At 68.3% G+C, this 23,408-nt stretch carries 22 protein-coding genes and 2 riboswitches; of the genes, 14 read left to right on the forward strand and 8 right to left on the reverse strand.

Annotated elements, in window-relative coordinates; all coding sequences use genetic code 11:
• Positions 1-346 precede the first annotated feature (346 nt).
• The 4 genes from B0I29_RS27745 to B0I29_RS27760 form a co-directional block, all read right to left on the reverse strand.
• Entirely contained in the window at positions 347-916 is a 570-nt protein-coding gene (locus B0I29_RS27745; RefSeq protein ID WP_111652120.1) for a 2'-5' RNA ligase family protein, read from the reverse strand.
• Entirely contained in the window at positions 865-1,938 is a 1,074-nt protein-coding gene (gene sepH, locus B0I29_RS27750; protein ID WP_111652035.1) for a septation protein SepH, read from the reverse strand. The genes B0I29_RS27745 and sepH overlap by 52 nt, the downstream gene beginning before the upstream one ends.
• A gap of 197 nt (positions 1,939-2,135) precedes the next feature.
• Complete coding sequence (serC, locus tag B0I29_RS27755) at positions 2,136-3,266, reverse strand: phosphoserine transaminase (protein WP_111652036.1); 1,131 nt, start codon at positions 3,264-3,266, stop codon at positions 2,136-2,138.
• Complete coding sequence (locus B0I29_RS27760; protein WP_111652037.1) at positions 3,263-4,369, reverse strand: citrate synthase 2; 1,107 nt, start codon at positions 4,367-4,369, stop codon at positions 3,263-3,265. Before B0I29_RS27760 ends, serC begins: the two co-directional genes overlap by 4 nt.
• A 235-nt stretch (positions 4,370-4,604) precedes the next feature.
• Here B0I29_RS27760 and pdxH point away from each other — a divergent pair, with 235 nt between their 5' ends.
• The 6 genes from pdxH to B0I29_RS27790 are packed head-to-tail and all read left to right on the forward strand — an operon-like array spanning position 4,605 to position 9,223.
• Positions 4,605-5,243 (forward strand): pyridoxamine 5'-phosphate oxidase, encoded by a 639-nt coding sequence (gene pdxH, locus B0I29_RS27765; RefSeq protein WP_181557999.1) that lies wholly within the window; start codon positions 4,605-4,607, stop codon positions 5,241-5,243.
• A 47-nt stretch (positions 5,244-5,290) separates the two neighbouring features.
• A complete protein-coding gene (locus B0I29_RS27770) occupies positions 5,291-6,541 on the forward strand; it encodes an MFS transporter (protein ID WP_111652121.1) in 1,251 nt (416 codons plus the stop codon).
• Positions 6,542-6,550: 9 nt separating this feature from the next.
• Positions 6,551-7,465, forward strand: a complete 915-nt coding sequence (locus B0I29_RS27775) for an aldose 1-epimerase family protein (RefSeq protein ID WP_111652039.1) — start codon at positions 6,551-6,553, stop codon at positions 7,463-7,465.
• Complete coding sequence (locus B0I29_RS27780) at positions 7,465-8,079, forward strand: nitroreductase family protein (RefSeq protein WP_111652040.1); 615 nt, start codon at positions 7,465-7,467, stop codon at positions 8,077-8,079. The genes B0I29_RS27775 and B0I29_RS27780 overlap by 1 nt, the downstream gene beginning before the upstream one ends.
• Positions 8,080-8,137: 58 nt before the next feature.
• Complete coding sequence (locus B0I29_RS27785; RefSeq protein ID WP_111652041.1) at positions 8,138-8,434, forward strand: type II toxin-antitoxin system VapB family antitoxin; 297 nt, start codon at positions 8,138-8,140, stop codon at positions 8,432-8,434.
• 57 nt (positions 8,435-8,491) lie between these two features.
• Positions 8,492-9,223: a DUF4230 domain-containing protein gene (locus tag B0I29_RS27790; RefSeq protein ID WP_111652042.1), complete on the forward strand. Its 732-nt coding sequence runs from the start codon at positions 8,492-8,494 to the stop codon at positions 9,221-9,223.
• Positions 9,224-9,255: 32 nt separating this feature from the next.
• On the opposite strand, the gene B0I29_RS27795 is transcribed toward B0I29_RS27790, so the two are convergent.
• Positions 9,256-9,459: a PspC domain-containing protein gene (locus B0I29_RS27795; protein ID WP_111652043.1), complete on the reverse strand. Its 204-nt coding sequence runs from the start codon at positions 9,457-9,459 to the stop codon at positions 9,256-9,258.
• Positions 9,460-9,658: 199 nt separating this feature from the next.
• On the opposite strand from B0I29_RS27795, the gene B0I29_RS27800 reads away from it, so the two are divergent.
• The 5 genes from B0I29_RS27800 to B0I29_RS27820 all read left to right on the forward strand — a co-directional run bounded on the left by B0I29_RS27800 (position 9,659) and on the right by B0I29_RS27820 (position 17,885).
• Positions 9,659-11,551: a DUF5941 domain-containing protein gene (locus B0I29_RS27800; RefSeq protein ID WP_111652044.1), complete on the forward strand. Its 1,893-nt coding sequence runs from the start codon at positions 9,659-9,661 to the stop codon at positions 11,549-11,551.
• A 1,231-nt stretch (positions 11,552-12,782) separates the two neighbouring features.
• Positions 12,783-14,078: an ABC transporter ATP-binding protein gene (locus tag B0I29_RS27805; protein WP_111652045.1), complete on the forward strand. Its 1,296-nt coding sequence runs from the start codon at positions 12,783-12,785 to the stop codon at positions 14,076-14,078.
• Positions 14,079-14,244: 166 nt separating this feature from the next.
• Positions 14,245-14,640, forward strand: a complete 396-nt coding sequence (locus B0I29_RS27810) for an ATP-binding protein (RefSeq protein ID WP_245972775.1) — start codon at positions 14,245-14,247, stop codon at positions 14,638-14,640.
• A 94-nt stretch (positions 14,641-14,734) separates the two neighbouring features.
• The gene (locus B0I29_RS27815) at positions 14,735-15,475 is read left to right on the forward strand and encodes a beta-phosphoglucomutase family hydrolase (RefSeq protein WP_111652046.1); all 741 of its coding nucleotides are present in this window, start codon (positions 14,735-14,737) and stop codon (positions 15,473-15,475) included.
• A gap of 46 nt (positions 15,476-15,521) precedes the next feature.
• Positions 15,522-17,885 carry a glycoside hydrolase family 65 protein gene (locus B0I29_RS27820; protein WP_111652047.1) on the forward strand — a complete coding sequence of 788 codons (2,364 nt, stop codon included), beginning with the start codon at positions 15,522-15,524 and terminating at the stop codon, positions 17,883-17,885.
• Positions 17,886-17,947: 62 nt separating this feature from the next.
• Here the strand turns inward: B0I29_RS27820 and B0I29_RS27825 are convergent, their stop codons facing one another.
• Positions 17,948-18,964, reverse strand: a complete 1,017-nt coding sequence (locus B0I29_RS27825; RefSeq protein WP_111652048.1) for a coiled-coil domain-containing protein — start codon at positions 18,962-18,964, stop codon at positions 17,948-17,950.
• A 6-nt stretch (positions 18,965-18,970) separates the two neighbouring features.
• A riboswitch (cyclic di-AMP (ydaO/yuaA leader) is annotated at positions 18,971-19,103 on the reverse strand.
• Between the two features lie 206 nt (positions 19,104-19,309).
• A riboswitch (cyclic di-AMP (ydaO/yuaA leader) is annotated at positions 19,310-19,445 on the forward strand.
• 40 nt (positions 19,446-19,485) lie between these two features.
• On the opposite strand from B0I29_RS27825, the gene B0I29_RS27830 reads away from it, so the two are divergent.
• Positions 19,486-20,463, forward strand: coding sequence for a coiled-coil domain-containing protein (locus B0I29_RS27830; protein ID WP_181558000.1), 978 nt, complete (start codon positions 19,486-19,488; stop codon positions 20,461-20,463).
• A gap of 22 nt (positions 20,464-20,485) precedes the next feature.
• On the opposite strand, the gene B0I29_RS27835 is transcribed toward B0I29_RS27830, so the two are convergent.
• Both B0I29_RS27835 and B0I29_RS27840 read right to left on the reverse strand, forming a co-directional pair.
• Positions 20,486-21,259 carry an ABC transporter ATP-binding protein gene (locus B0I29_RS27835; protein WP_111652050.1) on the reverse strand — a complete coding sequence of 258 codons (774 nt, stop codon included), beginning with the start codon at positions 21,257-21,259 and terminating at the stop codon, positions 20,486-20,488.
• The gene (locus tag B0I29_RS27840; RefSeq protein ID WP_111652051.1) at positions 21,252-22,148 is read right to left on the reverse strand and encodes an ABC transporter permease; all 897 of its coding nucleotides are present in this window, start codon (positions 22,146-22,148) and stop codon (positions 21,252-21,254) included. The genes B0I29_RS27835 and B0I29_RS27840 overlap by 8 nt, the downstream gene beginning before the upstream one ends.
• 188 nt (positions 22,149-22,336) lie before the next feature.
• Between B0I29_RS27840 and B0I29_RS27845 the strand changes: the two genes are divergently transcribed.
• Positions 22,337-22,939, forward strand: coding sequence for a TetR/AcrR family transcriptional regulator (locus B0I29_RS27845; protein ID WP_245972776.1), 603 nt, complete (start codon positions 22,337-22,339; stop codon positions 22,937-22,939).
• Between the two features lie 91 nt (positions 22,940-23,030).
• Entirely contained in the window at positions 23,031-23,390 is a 360-nt protein-coding gene (locus B0I29_RS27850) for an Atu4866 domain-containing protein (protein WP_111652053.1), read from the forward strand.
• Positions 23,391-23,408: the final 18 nt, after the last annotated feature.

Here is a 23,408-nt window from a genome sequence, read left to right on the forward strand (position 1 = left end):
GCGGGGCGGGCTGCGGGGCGAGGCAGCCGTGGGGCGAGCCGTCGCTCAGGTAGGTAACCGGCCGTGGGGTGAGGCGGCCGTGGGCCGAGCCGTCGCTCAGATGGGTAACCGGACTCTCATGAGGTGGCTGGGCTACGGCTGCTGGACATGAGCCGTAGTCCAGCCACGTCAACGCGGCCTCATAACAGGGCTGGGCTACGGCTCGGGTCGCGGAGCCGTAGTCCAGTCACGTCAACGCGGCCTCATGACATGGCTGGGCTACGGCTCGCCTCGCCGCTATGAGAGACCTACGGCGGGAAGAAGGCGCCGTGACCCCGGTGCGCTCTGGCGGGGCTCAAGGCTGCCGTCAGGGGAGTGGATGTTCGGTGAGGCGTACGTAGTTTCCGTTGGTGCTTTGGGTCAGGGAGAATCCGTCTACCTGCCACTCCGGGCCGATATATCCGGATAAGGCGTCTACCGCATCCTGCGAGAAGCGGTAGGAAATCGTCACGTGTGGGTGGAACGGGCGGGGGTCCGATGGGAAGCCGCTCAGTGACTTCAGGACCCGCTCTCGCAGCTCACTCAGCGCCGCCAGATCGCCGTCCACTCCGGCCCAGACCACCGGCCCAAAACGTCCGCTTCCGGCCAGGCGCAGCGTGAACGGCCCGCCGTACGAAGCGCTCGCAAGCCGCGCCGAAACCAGCGAAGCCACCAGCTCCGGAGGCTCCGAAGCCACCAGCCCCGGAGGCTCCGAAACCTCCGGATGCTCCGGGCCCAGGAATGCCAGCGTTATGTGCCACTTCGGGGCTCGGGCCGCGTGGTCAGGGACGAAAGCAGCGAGATCCCGCCGGACGTCGGCCGGCGGGAACAGCGCTACGAACAGGCTCAGGAGGACTCTCGGGCGGCCGGGCCGCCGCCGAACAGCACGTCGTCCCAGCTGGGCAGACGCTTGCGCGGCTTGCTGCTCTCCTCGTTTTCCGAGTTGGACTGCGAGGAGCCCTGGCCGACCGTGCGACGCGGGCGCAGGACCGCCAGCGACGGGACCGCCGGGACCTCTTTCGGCAGGTCGGCGTCGTCGTCGAACGCGGAGCCCGCGCCGCCACCGAGCAGGGCCGCGGCGCCGCCGGCGACCGGGCGCCGGGAGGCGGGTGAGACCGGCTCGAGGCTGCGGCCGGAGCTGGTCTCGAGCGGCCGGTCGAGGGAGGCGAGCAGGGCGTCGCGGCCGGCGCGGATCGGGTCGCGGTTGGAGCGGGGCGACGCGTTCTCCGAGGCCGCGGGCAGGCCGTGGCCGCCGCGGATGGGCTCCGGACTGCGGGCCGGGCCGGGCAGGCCGTGGCCGCCACGCTCCGGGACCGGGTCCTGGCCGAGGATCTGGGTGGGCCGCTCGGCGCAGAGGTATTGCGCCATGTCGTCGTGCGGCGAGACCACCTGACGAGCCTTGTCCATGTCCCAGATGGCCTGGGCGGTGGCTTTGCCGGACGGCCACGTCGCGACGATCCGCCAGGTGCCGTCGTCCTTGCGGAACGCGTCCCAGGAGATTTTCTCGGTGTCGATGCCGTGCTGCGAGAGGCGGCTGTCGACCACCTCGGCGAGCGGCTGACCGGTGTCCGATGTCTTCAACCGGGTGCGGCGGGCGTGCTGCGCCAGCATGGCCCGCTCCTGGAGCACGGGCCCGGCGTAGCGGAGCACACGGTCGACCGGCACCCCGGCGATGCGCGCGACGTCCTCGGCGGACTCGCCGGAACGGATGCGCGACTGAATGTCTCGCGGTGACAGGGAAGGAATCATCTCCGGCGACAGAACCGCCACCGCCGTCCCGGTGCCGGAGGGCTGGCCGCCGTCGGTCAGCACCCCACTCACCCGGTCGTCGATGGGGAGGGCCAGGAGCCGGCCGACTTCATCGGCGAGCACCAGGGCCTGACCGTCCTCGGAGAGGGCGACGAAGCGTACGGGCCGCATGCGTTGCCTCCGTCTCGTCGCGTTGGCCTGGACATCCCGAGAGTCAGCCACCCGGGCGCGTTTCGGAACACGGTACGCGCCTTGGTCACCCTATGGGGGTAAGCCACGCCGTCAAACTGGCTGACCAGGGGAGATGATCTTCAACTTATCCATGACCCCAAACCATTTAAACCCAAAGACCAATTCATTGGTACGGGCTAACGGCCGAGGCGCTCGACGACATAGTCGATGCACTCGGTGAGTGCCGTTACATCGGACGGGTCCACTGTCGGGTACAGCGCGACGCGCAGCTGGTTACGGCCGAGTTTGCGGTACGGCTCGGTGTCCACCACGCCGTTCGCCCGGAGGACCTTGGCGATCGCCGAGGCATCGATGCCCTCGGCGAAGTCGATCGTCGCGACGGCCGCCGACCGCACGGCCGGGTCGGTGATGAAGGGCTGCGCGTAAGCGGACTTCTCGGCCCAGCCGTAGATCGCGGCAGCGCTCTCGGTGCTGCGCCCGGCCGCCCAGGAGAGGCCGCCCTGCGCGTTCATCCAGTCCACCTGTTCGGCGGCGAGGAAGACAGTGGCCAGCGCCGGCGTGTTGTACGTCTGATCGAGCCGGGACTGCTCGATCGCGGTGACCAGGTCGAGGAACTGCGGGATGTACCGGCCGGTCGCCTTGACCTCGAAGGCCCGCTCGATCGCGGCCGGGGACATCAGGGCCAGCCAGATGCCGCCGTCCGAGCCGAGCGCCTTCTGCGGCGCCAGGTAGTAGACGTCGGTCTCGCTGACGTCGACGTCGAGGCTGCCGCCGCCGGACGTGGCGTCGGTGAGCAGCAGCGCGCCCGGGTCGGCACCGGCCACCCGGCGTACCGGGACGGCCACGCCGGTGGAGGTCTCGTTCTGCACCGTCGCGTAGACGTCGACGCCGGCCTCGGCGCTCAGGTAGGCGGCCTGCCCGGCGGGTGCGCGGTGCACGGTCGGCTCGGCCAGGAACGGCGCGTCCGTCACGGCCTGGACGAACTTGGCGCCGAACTCGCCGAACTCGGCGAACTGCGCCTTCTCCTTGACCAGGCCGAACGTGGCGACCTCCCAGAACGCGCTGGTGCCACCGTTGGCGAGGATCACCTCGTACCCGTCGGGGATGGAGAAGAACTCGGCGAGGCCGCGACGCAGACGCGCGACCTGGTCCCGCACCGTTTTCTGCCGGTGTGACGTACCCATGAAGGTGCGGGACACCGCGGAGAGCGCCTCGACGCCTTCCGGGCGGACCTTGCTCGGCCCAGAGCCGAAGCGGCCGTCGACGGGCTTGATCTCGTCAGGGATCCGGATGTCAGTCACGGTCACACATTATGCGTGAGCTGACTCCAGCCCTCGACCTCCTGCGGCTTGCGCGGCTCGGGACCGATATAGCTCAGGCCGGGCCGCAGGATCCGGCTCAGGCGTTTCTGCTCCAGGATGTGCGCGCTCCACCCGGCCACCCGGGCGCAGGTGAACATCGAGGTGAACATGTGCGAGGGCACCTCGGCGAGGTCGAGCACCACGGCCGACCAGAACTCCACGTTCGTGTGCAGGTGCTGCTCCGGCCGGCGCTCGTGCAGCTCGGCGAGCGCGGCCGCTTCGAGCTTCTCCGCCACCTCGAACCGGGGTGCGTTCAGATCCTTCGCGATCCGGCGCAGCACCCGGGCCCGCGGGTCCTCGGCGCGATAGGCCCGATGTCCGAAACCCATCAGGCGCTCACCCCGATCCAAAACCTCTTTCACGTACGCCTCGGCGTCGCCGCTTCGCTCCACCCGTTCCAGCATCTGCAGCACTCGGGTGGGTGCTCCGCCGTGCAGCGGGCCGGAGAGCGCGCCGATCCCGGAGGAGATGCAGGCGGCCGCGTCCGCGCCGGTGGAGGCGACGATCCGGGCGGTGAAGGTGGACGCGTTCAGCCCGTGCTCGGCGGCCGCGATGAAGTACGCGTCGACGGCCTTGATGTGCCGCGGGTCCGGCTCGCCACGCCAGCGGCGCATGAAGCGCTCGACGATCGTCTCGGCCTTGTCGATGTCCTTCTGCGGCACGGCCGGCAGGCCCAGCCCGCGGGCCGCCTGCGCGACGAAGGAGAGCGCGGTCACCGACACCCGGGCCAGGTCGGAGCGGGTCTGCTCGTCGGTGATGTCGAAGAGCTGCGACAAACCCCAGTACGGCGCCAGCATCGCGACGGCCGACTGCACGTCGACCCGGATGTCACCGGAGTGCACCGGCACCGGGAACGGCTCGGCCGGTGGCAGCCCGGGACCGAATTTCCCGTCCACCAGCAGGCCCCAGACGTTGCCGAAGGAGACCTGGCCGATCAGATCCTCGATGTCGACGCCGCGGTACCGCAGCGCGACCCCGGACGGGTCGGGCTCGGCGATCTCGGTCTCGAACGCGATGACGCCCTCGAGTCCCGGCTTGAAGTCGGACACGGCACTCCCTGGGGAACAGGACAGTAAAGCGAGTTTGCGGTGGGTGATTCATCTTGCCCGCCGGGTAACCGCACGGTCGAGGAGTCGCGGTTGTGCTCTCGATGACACCCATCCTGGTTCACCTGACGTTTCGCGGCGGGAGACTTACCGTCGTTTGCGTCTTGGGGTTACCTCAGTATTCGAATCAGCAGTGAACGGAGCGCACGTGGCCGAGGAAGTGCCGTCACCGGCCGGTATGCGCAGGGACTACACCGAGTGGCCGCCCCTGCTGGAGGACGGGCTCGCCGCGGACTGGACCAGCCAGTTCGCCGCGTGGTTCGCCGACGCCACGGCCTTCGGGCTGACCGAGCCGAATGCGATGATCGTCGCAACAGCCGACGCCGAGGGTCACCCGTCGGCACGAACAGTCCTCCTCAAGGGGTACGACGAGGCGGGGTTCGTCTTCTTCACCAACTACGCGAGCCGCAAGGGCGGCGAGCTGGCCGTCAACGCGTACGCAAGCCTGGTTTTTCCCTGGTTTGGCATGCAGCGGCAGGTGATCGTGGCGGGCGCGGTGGAGCGGGTGACGCGCGCGGAGACCGAGGAGTACTTCGGGTCGCGGCCGCGCGGGTCGCAGCTCGGCGCCTGGGCGAGTCCGCAGTCGCAGGTGCTGGACGGCCCGGAAGCGGTGGAGGCGGGGCTCGCGGCGGCGGTCGAGAGATTCGGTGACGGGCCGGTGCCGGCGCCGCCGCACTGGGGTGGGTTCCGGGTGATCCCGGCGACAGTGGAGTTCTGGCAGGGCCGGAGCAGCCGGCTGCACGATCGGCTGCGGTTCCGCCGTTTGGAATCAACCTGGTCCGAGTCCGCCTGGATCGTCGAGCGGCTGGCACCGTGAGTCAGGAAGCCGGGACTCAGGACACCGGCAAGAAGCCGAAATCCTGGATGATCGACACGCGGCCGCTGCGCGTGGTCGCGTACCGAAGGATGTGGATCGGGAACGGGGCCTCGTTCTTCGGGTTCCAGTTCACCGCGGTGGCCGTGCCGGTCCAGATGTGGGCGATCACGCATTCCACGACCTGGGTGGGCCTGCTGGGCGTGGCCGGACTCGTACCGTTGCTGGTTTTCGGTCTGTGGGGTGGTGCCGTCGCCGACGTGGTGGATCGACGGCGGCTGCTGTTACTCAGTTCGCTGCTGACCTGGGTGACCACGCTCGGGCTGCTGGTACAGGCTGTTCTCGGGGTGCGCAGCGGCCATCTGCTGCTGGTGCTGACCGCCGTGCAGTCGGCCGGGTTCGCGATCAGCTCGCCGGCGCGGAACGCGATCGTGCCTCGGATCGTGCCGGCGAGCCTGGTGCCGGCCGCGAACACGCTCAATTACACGACCACGACGGCCGGCGGCGTGCTCGGACCGCTCGCGGCCGGCCTGATCATGGGGATCTGGTCGACGGACGCGGGCGTCGAGGTGGCGTACGCGGTTGACGCTCTGCTTTTCACGATCACCTTCTGGGCCACCTGGCGTCTTCCGGCGATCCCGCCGGTCGAGCGCGAGGAGGGCGAGGAGAAACCGTCGGCGGGTCTGCGCGGCATCGCGGTCGGGCTGAAGTTCCTGGTCACCCAGCCGGTGCTGCTGCTCTCCTTCGCTGTCGACCTGATCGCGATGATCTTCGCGATGCCCCGGGCGCTCTTCCCGGCGGTGGCCGAGAACCAGTTCGGCGGCGGCTCGGCGATCGGCTGGCTCTACAGCGCCATCGCGATCGGTTCGCTGCTCGGCGGCCTCACCTCGGGCTGGATCAGCCGGGTACGCCGGCAAGGGCTGGCACTGGTCGTCGCGGTCGTCGGGTGGGGCTTGGCGATCGGTCTGTCCGGGCTCGCGAAACAGCTGTGGCTGATGGTGCTGCTGCTCGCGGTGGCCGGCGCGGCCGACCTGGTCAGCGCGGTGTACCGGCAATCGATCATGCAGACGTTCGCACCGGACCGGCTGCGCGGCCGGCTGCAAGGCGTATTCACCGTCGTCGTTGCCGGTGGTCCTCGGCTGGGTGACCTGCGAGCCGGCGCCACAGCCGACCTGACCAGCGTGACCACGTCCTGGGCGGGTGGCGGTTTCGTGGCCGCCGGGCTGGCCGTGGTGCTCGCGGCGGTGTCTCCCGCACTGATCCGATACCGGCCCGCCCAGACGAACTCCGACGACCGATAGTGTCGCGGTATGAGCGCAGAGGCACCCGCGAAGTCCGGGATCCAGTGGTCCATCGAGGCGGACGGGCACCGTGCCGTCCTGACTGAGGTCGGCGGCACGCTCCGCTCGTACTCGGTCAACGGCGTCGAGCTGCTCGACGGCTTCGAGACCGACGAGATCGCGCCGGGCTCCGCGGGCCAGATCCTCGCGCCGTGGCCGAACCGGATCCGGGACGGGAAATACGAGTTCGAGGGCCAGTCGTACCAGCTGGCGCTGACCGAGCCGGCCCGGCGTAACGCCATCCACGGCCTGGTCAACTGGTCCCGGTGGCGGCTCGCCGAGCAGTCCGCCGGCGCGGTGACGCTGGAGTACGACCTGCCCGCACAGGTCGGTTACCCGTGGTCGCTGACGCTGCGTACCCACTGGTCGGTCTCGGCCGACGGTCTGCGCTGCGTGCAGGACGTGGTCAACACCGCCGAGGCGAACGCGCCCTGGGGTTACTCGGTTCACCCGTACCTTCGCCTCGCCGGCGTGAGCGTCGACGAGACCGTGCTGCACGTGCCGGCCAAGTCCCGGATCCTCGCGGACAACCGGCTCCTGCCGCTCGGTGCGGTGAAGGTGGCCGGCAGTGAGTTCGACTTCGCCGAGCCCCGGCGGATCGGCGCTCAGGTTCTGGACACCACGTTCGGCGACATCGAGTTCGACGCGGACGGGATCACCGCGGTGACCCTGACCTCCGCGGACTCCACGATCGTTGTCTGGGCCGACGAGAAGTTCAACTACTGGCAGGTCTTCACCGGCGACACGCTGCACGGTGAGCGGCACCGCCGGTCCGTCGCGGTCGAGCCGATGACCTGCCCGCCGGACGCTTTCCGTACCGGCCGGGACCTGGTCGTGCTGGAGCCGGGCCAGACCTGGACCACGTCCTGGGGCATCCGGGCCTGATGGAGTTCGACGAGGTGATCCGGCGGCGCCGGATGGTCCGGGGTTACGACCCCGATCGGCCGGTGCCGGCGGAGCTGGTCGACAAGATCGTCCGGCATGGGCTGCGGGCGCCGTCGGCGGGCTTTTCGCAGGGCTGGAGTTTTCTGGTCCTGACGGCTCCCGCGGACCGCGCGTTGTTCTGGTCGTCGCTGGCCTCGTCGCCGGAGTCGAACAGCTGGCTCGATCGGATGTCGACGGCGCCGCTGGTTGTGGTCGCCTTATCCAACAAGTCGGTATATATCGAGAGATATGCCGAGTCTGACAAGGGCTGGACCGATCGGGACGAGAAGCACTGGCCGGTGCCGTACTGGGACATCGACACCGGGTTCGCGGCGCTGCTCATGCACCTGACCGCCGTAAACGAGGGCCTCGGATCGTGTTTCATCGGTCTGCCCGCGGAGAAAGTGGAGTCATTCAAGGCGTCGTTCGGTGTTCCTGCCGAGTTCACCCCGGTCGGGGCGCTCACGGTCGGTTACCGCGGTGACGACAAGAGGTCTCCGTCACTCAAGCGCGGTCACCGCCCGGTGGCCGACGTGGTGCATCATGGCCGGTGGGCTTCGGCCGGCGAGGTATGAAATCCGCGCGGCTAGGCTGGCATGCGGTGGAACGACATGACGGAAAGGGGCAGCCGCCGTGATCTTCAAAGCGGTCCGGGACGGAGCCCCGTACCCCGATCACCAGACGACGCTGAAAGCCTGGGCGGAAATTCCGCCACGGCCGATTCGGCTCGCTGAGCTGATCACCACGAAACGGGAGCTCGCGCTCGACAAGCTGCTCGCCGAGGACTCCACGTTCTACGGCGACCTCTTCCCGCACGTGGTGGAGTGGCACGGCGCGCTCTATCTGGAGGACGGCCTGCACCGGGCACTGCGCGCGGCCCTGCAGCAGCGCAACCAGATTCACGCCCGGGTGCTGGTGATCGAGGGCTGAGTGTCAGCTCTTTCCCTCCGGATGCGAAATGTCGTACACCCTCCGTACCGTTGAGGCATGGCCAACTCACCGGATGTCGACGAACCGACCAGGGAGTACCCGGCCGTGCCCGATGAGGCCGCGCCGGTCACCCCGCAGCAGCGCAAGAGCGGTTTCGCGCGGCTGCTGATCTTCACGGGATTCGTCTTCGCGCTGATGGTCGCCGGCTGTCTCGGCCTGCGCGCGATCAACGTGCTGCCCACCTTCGACAACCCGTTCTCCGATCAGACCGTCGACCGCAGCCAGCCCGTGCTGCTCCAGTCCATGCGGGACCTCAACCGTTACGTGGCGGCCGACGGCACGTTCCAGGTCATCGTCGACCTCCAGGAGAACAAGGAGAACGTGCCGGACTTCCTGGTCAACCGGCGGACGTTGTTCGTCGGGTCGGGGACCGTCGAGGCGTACGTGGACTTCGGCGCACTCGCCGGCGACGCTCTGAAAATCGACGAGGCGAACAAGTCGATCGAGCTGACGCTGCCGGCGCCCGAGCAGTCAACAGCCGCGCTCGACATGGCGAAGAGTTATGTCGTCGCTGAGGAGCGCGGCCTGCTCGACCGGATCGGTGACGCCTTCGGCGACGAGCCGGGCAAGCAGCAGCGCGTCTATCAGCTGGCTCAGGAGCGGATCACCGAGGCCGCGAAATCCAGCGGGATGGACCAGCGGGCGAAAGAGAACACCCAGCGGATGCTGGAGAGCCTCTTCGCCCGGCTGGGTTACACCACCGTGACTGTCACGTTCGCCAATCCTTGATCATTCGTTGAGCCATGTGGTTGCCCAGCGGGTCACTCGCTGGGCATCACGGCCCAGAGGATCAGGTACGCGATGAACTGCGGGCCGGGCAGCAGGCAGGAGAGCACGAACAGCAGGCGGACGGTACCGGCACCCAGGCCGAAACGCTGGCCCAGGCCGGCGCAGACGCCGGCGATCATGCGGTTGTGGCGGGGGCGGGTCAGAGTGCGGGTCTTGGCGGCGCGTGACACGTTCATCTACTCCTTCTGGTGGCTGTGACGTTCTGCCACAGCCACTTCGACGGTAAGTACGGAAGCTGCTGCGGCCCTCGGTCTACAGGGGGATACCGGTGGTCCAGCTCCCGTAAGGGTGACCCGTACCCGCGTGACGTCCGCTGTTAACCTGAAGCCGATTTCGGGCCGGGTGAACCCCGCGCGGTGACGAGGAGACGAACAAGTGACGTTGGCCCTCCTCTACTCCCCGGCCGGGACCGCGCTCGCGCCGACTGACGCGGCCCAACTCACCGGTGAGCTCGAGGAAGCGCTGCGTAAGGCCGGTGCGTCGGTCGTCGCCTCGGCCAGTCTTGGCGATCTTGTCCGGCAGGCGCGGGACAACGGCGACCAACTGCTTCTCTGCCCGGACAATCTGGTCGCCCACCCCAGCCTCCTGTGGACACTCGCCACCGAGCCGGCCGGCCGCAGCAGCGTCCTGGTGATGGCCGACCCGGCCGGCGACCTCAAGGAGGACCGCGGCCGGATCGTGCCCGCCACGCCCGGCTCCGGGACCACCCGATTCCTCGGCGCGATGTGCATCGCCCCGGCCGACCTGCCGCTGCTGGAGAAGGTCGCCGACCAGCCCGACCTGCTCGCCGCGCTGCTCGACGACGGCCTGGTCCCGATCGCTGTCCGCCCGCGCACGCTGCGCGCCGCGCAGGTGCACACCCCGGCCGAACTCGCGGCCGCCCGCAAATCGGTCGCCGCGGTGGACGAGGACGCGGCTCGCCTGCGGCTCGCCGTCAAGGAGCAGGACGACTTCTTCACCACGTACGCGGTCAGCAGCTGGTCGCCGCTCGTCACCAAAGCGGCTGCCCGGCTCCGCCTGACCCCGACCGGGGTCACCGGCCTCTCGGTGCTCTTCGCCGTCGCCGCCGCGCTCTCGTTCTGGCAGGCGTCGCGCCCACTCATGATCCTTGGCGGGATCCTGCTCTACCTGGGCTTCGTGCTGGACTGCGTGGACGGCCAGCTGGCCCGGTACACCCGCAACTTCGACGCCTTCGGCGGCTGGCTCGACACGATGGCCGACCGCGCCAAGGAATACGCGGTCTACGCCGGCCTCGCGGCCGGGGCGGATCGGATCGGTCTTCCGTACGCGTGGCCGCTGGCGATCACCGCGATCGTCCTGCAGACCGCCCGGCACATGACCGACACGTGGTACGGCGCGTTGCACGACGAAGCCTCCGCCCGGCCGGCGCAGCAGGCCGCGGCCACCGCGGGAGTCGGCGCCCGGCTCACGGCCGCCTCGGTGAAGGCGCAGAGCCAGCGCGGCTCGCTGATCTACTGGGCCAAGAAGATCGTCGTGTTCCCGATCGGCGAACGCTGGGCGCTGATGTCGGTGCTGGCCGCGTTCTTCAACGGCCGGGTGGTGCTCGGCGCGGTGGTCGGCTTCGGGTTGCTGGCGGCGGCGTACACGCTGGCGCTGCGCTCACTGCGGGCGCTCTCGATGCGCGTCGCGGTGCTGAACACGGTCGACACGATGCGCCACCGCGACGACGGCCCGCTGGTTCGTTCGGTGCTGAGCCGCGCCGGGGTGGGCCATCCGCTCCCGTTGGCGGCGCTGTTCGCTGTCTACGCGCTGGCGACCGTCGCGCTCCTCGGAGCCGCGGCGTCAGGCTGGAGCTGGGCCTCAGGCTTGGATTGGGCCGCGGGCTCGGGTTCGGGTGGGGCGTGGCTGCTGGGTCTGGTGGCCGTTCCGGTGGTGCTCTGCGGCCTGGCTGCTCGTTCCCGTCACGGTGGAGCTCTGGACTGGCTGGTGCCGTCGGCTCTGCGTGCCGCGGAATACCTGGTCGTGGTCGCCGCCGGGATCTACGGCTCGGTGCCCCCGCCGGTGACGTTCCTGCTGCTTTTCGTGCTCGCGCTGCGGCACTACGACCTGACCGCCCGGATGGAGAAGGGCGCCCCGGCCAGCGTCGCCGGCGGCGCGATCCTGGGCTGGGACGGCCGGACGCTGCTCCTGGTGGCGGCGGCGTTGCTCGGCTTCGCCACGGCCGGCACAGCGGTGTTGGCGGCCCTGGTCGGCGGGGCGTTCGCCGCCACCGCAATCCGCGACTGGCGAGCCAGCCACCCCAGCTGAGCGGACGCCGCCCCGGCGGACGCCGCCCCGGCGGACGCCGCCCCGGGCGGGTGCCGTCCTGGCGGGTGCTGCCCCGACAAGCGCTGCTCCCGCGGGTGCCGCTTCCGCGGGTGCCGCTCCCGCGGGTGGGCAACCCTCACCGAACTGGCAGTCCGTGAGCGTGACCGGCCTTCTCGCCCAAGCCGCAAGCAACCCGGCTGGCGCTTACGGTCGCCATATCGGACGGCTGGCAGCCGTAAGCGCAAGCCGGCGAGTGAGCGTGGTGTGGCTGGCGCTTATGGTCGCCATACCGGACGGCTGGCGGCCCTGACCCTGCTGGTCAATTGAGATCCAGCTGGCAGTGAACGCTTCGGTGTTGATCGCCTTCCGTCCCGGGTCGCCCGTGGCGATCGTGGTCCCCGAACCACACCCTGATGGGATCAGCGGCCCAAGATCGCGCGGGCCAGGGCGGGTGTGTCGACTTCGGGTTTGCTGCGCCCCCAAATTCGACACGCACGCCGTGGATTGCCTGGCCTGTGTTGATTTCGGGTGCGGTACGCGCCTCAACTCGACACGCACTGGGCGGGATGCTCGTGGCGTGATGGGCGTCGGCTCCCGGCGAGCGGACCGGACCTGGCTGCTGGGAATGCGAAGTGCGGAACGTCTTAGTTCAACTTGAGCTGTGAGGCGCCGGTCGTCGGTCGGCTTGCGCTTGTGGTCGCTCTTTCGGCCTGTGCGCGACCGGGAGCGCAAGCCGGCCGTTTGTGGCTCGCACACCGGCCTGCGCGACGACCGGGAGCGCAAGCCGGCCATTGTGGCTCGCGCGTCGGCCTGTGCGATCGGGAGCGTGAGCCGGCTGTGTGTGGCTTGCGCGCCGGCCGGGAGCGTGAGTTGGCTGTTTGTGGTTTGCGCGCTGGGTTTGGGGTTGGGGTTAGGGAGCGCCGGGGCTGGCGGCGGGGTGCGCCGGGGGGAGGGGCGTCAGGGGCGGAGGGGGCGGGTTGCTGGCGGTTATGCGTACTAAAAAGGGAGCGTGAGTGGAACGCCTGGCTGTGGGGGGATTGTCTTTTCTCACCTCCGGGGTCGTGTGCACGTGCACACTTGATCTCCTCGCGTTCAGATCTCCGTAATCGATTGATCACTATCTGCGAATGGCACTTTCGTCCGATGGCAGGGCATCGACTCCACTCGCAGAGTTAGTGCTCGATTGCCGACCGTCGTGGGATCGGGATCACACGATCGCAGGAGGTTGACGGTGTCCACCGTCGCGCTCAAGGACGTCACCAAGATCTGGCCGGATGGCACTTATGCCGTCGACAACCTCGACCTCGAGGTCAAAGACGGTGAGTTCATGGTCCTGCTCGGGCCCTCCGGCTGCGGAAAATCGACAGTGCTCCGGATGATCGCCGGGCTGGAGGATCCCTCCGAGGGGGAGATCCTGCTGAACGGTGAGGCGGTGCTGGACCTGCCGCCCCGCGAGCGCAGCATCGCGATGGTGTTTCAGGACTTTGCGCTCTATCCGCACATGACCGTGGGTGAGAACATCGGTTTCCCGCTGAAGCTCTCCGGCGTCGAGCCGTCGCCGCGGCAGGAGCGGGTGGATGCGATCGCCGGCGCGCTCGGGATAGGGGAGGTGCTCGGCCGGCGGCCCAGTCAGCTCTCCGGCGGGCAGCGGCAGCGGGTCGCGATGGGGCGCGCGATCGTGCGGCGGCCCGGCCTGTTCCTGATGGACGAGCCGCTCTCCAACCTGGACAGCGGGCTGCGTGCCGAGCTGCGTGCCGAGATCTCCAGCATGACGCGCGAGCTGGGCGTCACCACCATGTACGTGACGCACGACCAGGCCGAGGCGCTCACCATGGCCGACCGGGTCGCGATCATGCGCAAGGGCGTTCTGCAGGACGTCGGTACGCCGACCGAGGTCTACCGCCGACCAGCGACTCTCTATGTCGCGGCGTTCCTCGGCTCGCCCCGGATGAACCTGCTCGAAGCATCCGTCTACGTGCACCTCGACCAGTACATCGTGCTGAATTTCGGCGAGCAGAACCTCTACATGCCGTGGAACGACCCGCGCGCCCGGGCCGTGATGCGTTATCACGGTGAGCGGATCGTGGTGGGCATCCGGGCAGAAGCGCTGACACCGGTCGCGCCGGACACCCAGGGGCACGTGCTTCAGGGCCGGATCCGGTACCTCGAGCACCACGGGCACGAGTCGCTCGCGTTCCTGGACGTCGGCGCCACCGCGATCGTGGTCGACGAGATGAGCAACCCGGTGCACACCCAGCCGCCCGTCGAGGGCGCGCTGAAACGGCTGGGCGGCGCCTTGCAGCGTTTGACCAAGCCTGGCAGCGTGGAGGTCGAGCAGCGCCCATCCGGCCGGGTGAGCGTTCTCAACGACCCGGGACGGCACCACCGCAAGCCCGCCGAGCTCTCCGTTCGGCTCGCCCCTTACCCGGCGGTTGCCCCTGGTCACCCGCTGGCCATCGGCGTCCGCATGGATGCCCTGCACTTCTTCGACGAGAGGGGTGATCGGATCGATGTCGGTTGGCGCTAACAGCCGGGATCTCCGCCACTTCCGAGCGGGATCACCGATGCCCCGTGCCACCAGTCGGCCACAGCGCGTAGGCTACGCGACGGTGGAGGACAGGATCGGCCAGAGCGTGCGTTCGGCTCCGGGCAGGGAGCCGAGCCTTGATGCCGCTCGCCCTTCGATCGCCCCGGTGCTGCTTGATCGCGCTTTCGGGCAGGAAGACATCACGGTTCTGCGGCACGAGGTGACCGCCAGACTCGCGCCACTCGGTCTGAACGCCGACCGCCGGCACGGTTACATCCTCGCCGTGAACGAGGTGATCACCAACGTCGTCCTGCACGCGGGTGGGCAGGGCCGGCTCGTGCTGCGGGCCGAGGGTGGCTCGGTGTGGTGCATGGTGACCGACTCGGGTCCCGGCATCCCCGGCGGTTACCTGGACGAACCCGCGGCCCCTGAGGCGTTCGAGGTCGGGGGACGCGGATTGTGGCTGGCGCACCAGTTGTGCGACGAGGTAACGACCGCCACCGGCCCGATCGGTACTTCGATCGGATTGCGAATCTCATTGGATGCCGCGCCGGATTCTTGATGAAACAGCAGGTTGAACGACCTGTGAACCATCATGGAAATGTGAAGAGGCCCTTCCGCTCTCGTCCCGCTTCCCGTCCGGCTACATTGGGCGCGTGCTCGGACTTCCTTCACAGGTGACCGTTTGTCTATTCGATCTTGATGGCGTGCTGACAGACACCGCGCTGGTGCATGGCGCGGCGTGGAAACAGACGTTCGACTCGTTCTTGGAATCGTGGTCGGAACGTCATGGTCAGCCGTTCGTCCCGTTCGATTCGGGCGTCGATTATCACCGATATGTTGACGGTCGGCAGCGTGCCGACGGTGTCCGTACCTTCCTCGCCTCACGTGGCATCACCCTGCCCGAGGGCGACCCCGACGACGGCGTCGACGCCGAGACCGTGAACGGCGTCGGCAACCGTAAGAACGTGCTCGTGCTCCAAAAGATCAAAGAAGGCGCCGTGCAGGTCTACCCCGGATCGGTGGAGTACCTGAAGGCGGCCAAGGCCGCCGGACTGCGCCGTGCCGTCGTCTCGGCGAGCGCCAACTGCAAGGACGTCCTCGAAGCGGCCGGCATCGCCGACCTGCTGGAGGTCCGGGTGGACGGCGTGGTCGCCCGCGAGCTGGGCCTGCCCGGCAAGCCGGCACCGGACACGTTCCTGTACGCCGCGAAGCTGCTGAACGCCGCGCCGGAGAGCTGCGTGGTGTTCGAGGACGCACAAGCCGGTGTGGCCGCCGGGCGAGCCGGTGGCTTCGGGCACGTCGTCGGCGTTGACCGGGTGGGCCAGGCCGAGGCGTTGCTCGAACATGGTGCCGACGTGGTCGTCACCGACCTTTCCGAGCTCCTCCCGCGGTAACCCCCCTTAACAAGATCTCCTCTTCTCAGTACCGAGAGGCACGACCGTGATCCGTGAACGGGCCTACCCCGTCGACCCATGGCATATCCGGGAGACCCGGCTGGATCTGGACCTCCTGGCCCAGTCCGAGTCGGTGTTCGCGCTCTCCAACGGACACATCGGGATACGCGGAAACTTGGACGAGGGCGAGCCGCACGGCCTGCCCGGCAGCTATCTGAACTCGTTCTACGAGCTGCGGCCGCTGCCGCACGCCGAGGGCGGGTACGGCTTCCCCGAGTCCGGCCAGACGATGGTGAACGTCACCAACGCCAAGCTGATGCGCCTGCTCGTCAACGACGAGCCGTTCGACGTGCGCTACGGCGAGCTGCGGTCCCATGAGCGCTGCCTGGACATGCGCGCCGGCACGCTGGAGCGGGTCGTGGAGTGGATCTCCCCGTCCGGCCAGGGCGTCCGCGTTCGCACCATCCGTCTGGTCTCGTTCACACAGCGGGCCGTCGTCGCGATCCTCTACGAGGTGGAGCCCCTGGAGGGCTCGGCCCGGCTGATCCTGCAGTCCGAGCTGGTGGCGAACGAGCAGCTCCCGCCGATGAGCAAGGACCCGCGCGTCGCCGCGGTCCTGGACCGGCCGCTGCAGGCCGAGGAAATGATGGAGCAGCGCACCGGCGGCATCCTGGTGCACCGCACCAAGGCCAGTGACCTCCGGATGGCCGCGGCCATGGAGCACCTGGTGGACACGCCCGGCCGGCACGCCATCACCACCGAGGGCCACCCGGACTGGCTGCGTACCACGGTCGCCTGCCGGCTGGAGCCGGGTCAGAAGCTGCGTGTGGTCAAGCTGGCGGCGTACGGGTGGTCCAGCATGCGCTCGCTGCCCGCGCTGCGTGACCAGGTCGGTGCGGCCCTCGCCAGCGCCCGCCTGGACGGCTGGGAAGGCCTGGTCCAGCAGCAGCAGGAATACCTGGACGCGTTCTGGGACCACTCGGACGTCAAGGTCGAGGGTGACCCGGAGGTTCAGCAGGCGGTCCGTTTCGGCCTCTTCCACACCCTGCAGGCCGGTGCGCGCGCTGAGAAGCGCCCGATCGGCTCCAAGGGTCTCACCGGGCCCGGTTACGACGGCCACACGTTCTGGGACGCTGAGACGTTCGTTCTGCCCGCTCTGACGTACACCCAGCCGTCCGCGGCGGCCGATGTGCTGCGCTGGCGGCACTCGACGCTCGACCTGGCCCGGGAGCGCGCTCAGACGCTCGGGCTGCAGGGCGCGGCGTTCCCGTGGCGGACGATCCGCGGCCAGGAGTGCTCCGGTTACTGGCCGGCGGGCACGGCGGGCTTCCACATCGCCGCCGACATCGCCGACGCGGTACGCCGGTACGTGCAGGCCACCGGCGATTACGACTTCGAGCGTGAGGTCGGCCTGGAGCTGCTGGTCGAGACGGCCCGGCTGTGGCGCTCGCTGGGCCACCACGACCGGCACGGTCGCTTCCACATCGACGGTGTGACCGGCCCGGACGAGTACACCGCCGTGGTGAACGACAACATCTATACGAACCTGATGGCGCAGCAGAACCTGATGACCGCGGTCGACGCCTGCAAGCGTCACCCGGACCTGGCGCGCAAGTTCGGCGTGGACGACGAAGAGGCTGCCTCGTGGCGTGACGCGGCGGCGGCGGTGCACCTCCCGTACGACAAGGAACTCGGGGTGCACCAGCAGTGCGAGGGCTTCACCCGGCTGCAGGAGTGGGACTTCGAGAACACTCCGCCGGAGGCTTACCCGCTGCTGCTGAACTTCCCGTACTTCGACCTGTACCGCAAGCAGGTCATCAAGCAGGCCGACCTGGTGATGGCGATGTTCCTCCGCGGGGACGCGTTCACGCCGGAGGAGAAGTCGCGCAACTTCGCCTACTACGACGCGCGGACCGTACGGGACTCGTCCCTGTCCGCCTGCGTCCAGGCGGTGCTGGCGGCCGAGACCGGGCACCTGGAGCTGGCGCACGACTATCTGGGCGAGGCCGCCCTGATGGACCTGCATGACCTGCACCAGAACGCCCGGGACGGCGTGCACGTGGCGTCGCTTGCCGGCACCTGGATGTCGCTGGTCGCCGGTCTCGGCGGCATGCGTGACTTCAACGGTCAGCTGAGCTTCGCGCCGCGGCTGCCCAGCCGGATCAACAACCTGGAGTTCTCGCTGCTCTGGCGCGGCCTGCGGCTGCGGGTGGCGGTGACCGCGGACGAGGTCACGTACTCGCTGCGCAACGGTGGCGGCTCGGCCCGGCTCACCCTGATCCACCACGGCAAGGAGCTGGAGGTGACCCAGGTGCAGCCGGTGACCATGCCGATCCCGCCGGCGGTCACGGTCGGCCCGGCGCCGTCCCAGCCGCACGGGCGGGCTCCGGTTCGGCGCGCCGTGCACTGATCCAGGCATGAAAAAGCCCCCGTCCGCAAAGAGGACGGGGGCTTTCCTGTGCTTGAAGCCGCTTAGAGCATCGACACGTGCACGTGGTCGGTGTGGTCGCTGACGCCGTGGTAGGCCTTCCAGCCCGACGCCGGGAACCAGATCTTCTTGTACCAGATGACGTAGTAGATCCCGAGCTTGTCGGCGTTACGCACCAGGAACGCCATCAGGTCGTTGCCGTACTTCATCATCTTGTCGTTGTGCGCCGAGGAGAAGCCGCTCTTCTGCAGTGACCAGTCGCAGGCCCGGCCCTTGGGGTGCTCGAAGGGCCCGCCGTTGCGGTGACAACCGACGAAGAGGTCGAATCCGGCTTTCTTCGTCTCTTTGTACATATGCAGCGTGCGCTTGGTGATGCAGCCGCCGGTCGTCGGGTCGTTCTCGGTGCAGCCCTCCGCCGAGAAGCCGCCGCTGGAGTTACGCGGGGCGGCTGCGGCGGACGGCGATTTCGCCACCACGAAACCGTCGGTGAGCGCGTCGCCGCCGACCAGCTTCAGGGCTTTCTCCGCCGAGTCGCGCTGCTTTTTCATCAGTGCCGAGTTCTGCTTCTGTGCCTTGACCTCGGCATCGAGCTTCGCCTTGCTCTCGGAGACCGTTTCGATCGCCTCGTTGAGCTCGTGCAGCTTCTCGTCGTGCAGCTTGTTGATCTCCTCCAGGGAGATCGCCTTCTTCAGGAAGTCGTTCGACGAGTTGGCGCCGAGCAGGAAGCCGACCGCGCTCAGGTTGCCGGTCACGTACTGCTCGCGGGCGATCGAGTTGACCTCGGGGATCAACTGGTCGCGCCGGGTCTCGGCGGCTTTGATCTCGACGTTGAGCTTCGTCTGCGCCTTAGTGGATTTCGTCACAGCTGCCTTGGCCGTGACGAAGCGCCGGTTGGCGGCCTCGATGACGTCTGAGAGCAGGGCGTCCTCGTCGTCCTCCTCGGCGGTGGCGGACGAGCCGCTCGGTTCTGCCGAGGCAGGGGTCACCGGTGCCACGAACAGTGCCGTGGCCACCAGTGGTGCCAGGGCAAGTGTCAGCCACCGGCGGGGACTTCCGATCATCAACAGTTCCTTCCTTGTCACCGCCGACCGAGTTAGCTGACGGGTTCGGGACGGAAGAGATCCCTACCGCCCGAAGGCGGACTCACCCCACTGACTTGGTTCCCCGGCTCACCTCACGGTGATTAGGCGGCGGCCTGCCGGCTCCTCGGGGGCGGTGCCGTCTGGCAGGACCGGCGACGAGTTTACCTGAGGAATGGCGCGGTATCAGGACCGCGGAACCGGCAAAACTGTTACCGGCCAACGACTTTCCGTAATCAAATCACCTCACGTGGCCAGGCAATCGCGGAACGTACGAGAACTGTCGATCTGTCGATTGAGTGGGTATGGTCGGTTCCGGTTCCCACCCGGGGACCGCCGCCTAATCGCCCCCCATGGCGAGCCGGGGAACCATATTTCCTCGGGGTGAATCCGCAACCGCGGTAGGGATTTCCTTCGTCCCGAACCCGTCAGCTAACTCGGTCGGCGGCCGACGGAAGGAATAACCTGTGCAGCGAAAGACTGCGCGGCGATTAGCGGCTGTCATGGCGCTGCTGCTCGCTGTGTGCGGGATGGCGATTGTGGCGTCACCGGCCACCGCCGCTCCCGGGGACAACGGTGACGACGGTGAGGGCGGCTCCAAGTCACTCGTCGAACAACTGGAGGACGCCTCCAGGGGTTACGTCGAGGCCAAGGCGAAGCTGAAGAGCTCCAAGAAGAAGCAGACCGAGCTGACGGCCACGCTGAAGAAGCTGGACGCCGAGGTCGGGCCGAAGCAGGCGGCGCTCGACGAGATCGCGTCGCAGGCGTACACGTCCGGCCGGCTCGGCGGGATGTCCGCTCTGATCACCGCGAGCGACACGGGCAGCTTCATCGACCGTGCCGAGACCCTGGCGTCCGTCGCGGCCGACCAGAACGACGCCATCGAGGACCTCAAGACCACGCTGGACGGTCAGCGCAAGGCCAAGCTCGCCATCGACGCCACCGTCAAGGACCAGCAGAAGCAGGTCAACGTGATGGCGAAGAAGAAGCTGCAGGTCGAGACGGCGCTGAAGAAGGCCAACCAGGGCGCGGACGCCTCCTCGTCGAGCGACGGCGGCGGCAGCGCCAAGGCCGATCCGGTGCCGAGCGGCTCGGGCTCCGGTTGCAGTGAGCCCGACCCGACCAGTGGCGGCTGCCTGACCCCTCGCACTCTGCACGCGCTCAAGCAGGCGCAGAGCGACGGCTTCAAGCGGTACGTGCATTGCTTCCGCGAGCAGAACAGCGGCGAGCACCCCAAGGGCCGGGCCTGCGACTTCGCCGCCGACAAGAACGGTTTCGGCGGGGATGCGACCGGCGCCAGCAAGACGTACGGCAACAACCTGGCGAACTACTTCATCAACAACGCGGACGCTCTCGACGTCCTGTACGTGATCTGGTACCGCCGGATCTGGCTACCGAGCAGTGGCTGGAAGTCGTACAGCGGGGCGGGTGGAGACCCGTCCAGCGACCACACCAACCACGTGCATCTCTCGGTCCGCTGATCCTGTTGGGGAGTGCGAGGCGCTACTTACGCATGTAGGCCTCGTACTCCCGCATCACCTCGTCGGTCGGGCCGTCGGCCCGGATCTCGCCCGACTCCAGCCAGATGCTCCGGTCGCAGGTGTCCCGGATCGACTGCTCGCTGTGGCTGACCAGGAAGACCGTGCCGGCGTCGGCGCGCAGCTCGCGGACCCGCGCCTCGCTGCGGCGGCGGAACTTGGCGTCACCGGTGGCCAGCGCCTCGTCGATCAGCAGCACGTCGTGCTGTTTCGCGGCGGCGATCGAGAACTTCAGGCGGGCGGCCATGCCGGATGAGTACGTCCGCATCGGCAGCGAGGCGAAATCGCCGCGCTCGTTGATGCCGGAGAACTCGATGATCCCGTCTTTCTTCTCTTTCACCTCGGCCGGCGACATGCCCATCGCGAGGCAGCCCAGCTCGACGTTGCGCGCTCCGGGCAGCTCGTTCATCAGGGCCGCGTTCACACCGAGGAGTGAGGGCTGGCCGGCCGCGTAGATGGCGCCCCGGGCACACGGGAGCAGACCGGCGACCGCGCGCAGCAGCGTCGACTTGCCGGACCCGTTGCTGCCGATCAGACCGATCGCCTCACCACGGTACGCGGTGAAGCTCACGCCCTTGACCGCGTGCACCTCGACGACGTTCGACGCCTTGGCGCTGGTGACCATGCGCTTGAAACTCGCCAGCGGGCTGCCACTGCCCGGCGAGGCCGAGCTGTGCACCTTGTAGATGATGTGGGCGTTGTCCGCGACGACGGTCGGGATGCGCTCGTTCTCAGCCACGGCCGTAACCCTTCTCTCCGCGCCAGAAGTAGACGTAGCCGCCGATGCCGACGACCAGGCTCCAGGCCAGGGCCTCGAGCCACAGGACGGTCGGCGCGCCGGCCAGTGTGACGTTCTCCAGCAGTGCGTGCCGGTACAGCTCGATGAAGATCAGCAGAGGGTTCGCCTCGACCAGCGCGAGCTGCCAGCCGTCCAGCTTGTCCTCGAACAGGGTGACCGGGTAGAGCACCGCGGACCCGTACATCCAGAACCGCATGATGAACGGGATCAGCTGCTTGATGTCCCGGTTCTTCGAGCCGTAGCGGGCCATGAACATGGCCAGGCCGGTGTTGAAGAACGACTGGAGAGCGAGCAGCGGCAGCAGCAGAATCCACTGCGCGGTGATCGGCTCACCGGTGATCAGGACGATGCCCATCAGGACGACCAGGGCGACCACGAAGTTGCGGATCTCGACCAGCGCGGTCGAGAGCGGCAGGCTCGCCCGGGGGAAGTGCAGTGCCCGGATCAGGCCCAGGTTTCCGGTGATCGCGTTGATCCCGGACTGCACGATCGACTGGGAGAACTGGAAGACGAAAACGCCGATACACAGGTACGCCGGGAAGTTTTCGATTCCCTTGCTGGTCCCGATGATCACACCGAAGATCAGGTAGTACACCGCTGCGTTGATGATCGGTGTGAGGACCTGCCACACCGTGCCGAGCTTCGTGCTGCCCAGCGAAGAACTCATCTTGGCGCTGGCGTGCGACTGGATGAAGTGCCGGTATGACAACAGCTGACGTGTGTACTCGGGGAGGCTGGGAAGCCGCCCGGACGCTGTCAGACCGTGCCGCCGGGCGAGCTCCTTGGGCGAGAGCTCGGTGCCGGTCTCGGCGACCGCCGTCTCTGGCATGGGGTGGTGCTCCGATCTAGTCGGCCCGGCGGAGGCGGAAGGCTCCTGTTGCTGCTGCGAGGACACAGCTAGCAAGCATGACAGGCGCTCGCCGCTTCCGTTGGAACGGGTTCGTATCGACGTGGCTCTGAAGGTAGCTGACCAAACGGCGGAACGCAACCGTTACGTCGTAGCGTTATAGTGACTCTGTGGCGACAACAAAGCGCGCACCTGCCGGAGCGGCGGTGCTCCGAGGCGACATCACCGTGGCGATCCGCAACGCGGTCATGAACGAGTTGGCGGAAGTCGGTTATGGCCGATTGTCCATCGAGGCGGTGGCCCGCCGAGCGGGGGTCGGCAAGACCGCGATCTACCGGCGATGGAGCAACAAACTCGAGATGGTCATGGAGATCGTCTCGGACATCGCCGAGCGTAAGGTGCCACTTCCGGACACCGGGAGTTTCGCCGGCGACCTCCAGCTGCTCATGTTCATCGTGAGCAAGGCGTTGCAGCACCGGATCGCGTCGCAGATCATCCCTGATCTGATGGCCGAGGCGGCTCGCAACCCGCAGATCGCCGAGACCCTGCAGGGCGCGCTGCGCACCCAGCAGCAGGCGCTCGCCGAGAAACTGGTCGGCCAGGCGGTCACTCGGGGCGAGCTGCCCGAGGGCACCGATCCGAAGCTCGCCGTCGACCTGATGCTCGGCCCGCTGTACTGGCGGCTCGCGATCTCCCGGGACCCGATCGGCGACGAGTACCTGGAGCAGCTGGCAGCAGCGGTCACCGGGGCACTCAAGGCGGCGCGCCCATAAACCACCGGCTCGCAACCCGGGATTCGCTGGCGATCGCCTGCTGACGGCCGAAGGAAGGGGCTGACCCCGACCGACGCCCGGAAGCGAGACGATGACCACCCCCTGCGAGCCCCATGTCGACTTCACCGTCCTCGACGCCGCCGCCCTGCTGGCCATCGCGATGAAGGGCGCCAGCGAGCTGAGCTCGTACCCGTTGATCGGCACCCCGAAAGTGGTCACGGGTGCCGCCGTCGCCGGCGTCTGGCGCAGCCCTGACGGGGTCGTCCAGCTGCGGCTGCACACCGACGGCACGTTCGCCGGCGAGGTCGCCGGTCGCCGCCGGGCGGCCCATGGGACGTACGACATCAAGGGCACCGAGGTGGTGCTGCACGACGACTCCGGGCTGAACACGGCCGTTGTCGTCTACGACGGGGAGCTGGAGATGGCCGGCCACCGCCTGCTTCCGGTCTGAGGTCCCGCCGGGGATGCT

Origin of the sequence: Actinoplanes lutulentus (assembly GCF_003259845.1) — a bacterium.
In the GTDB taxonomy this organism is placed as follows: Bacteria; Actinomycetota; Actinomycetes; order Mycobacteriales; family Micromonosporaceae; genus Actinoplanes; species Actinoplanes lutulentus.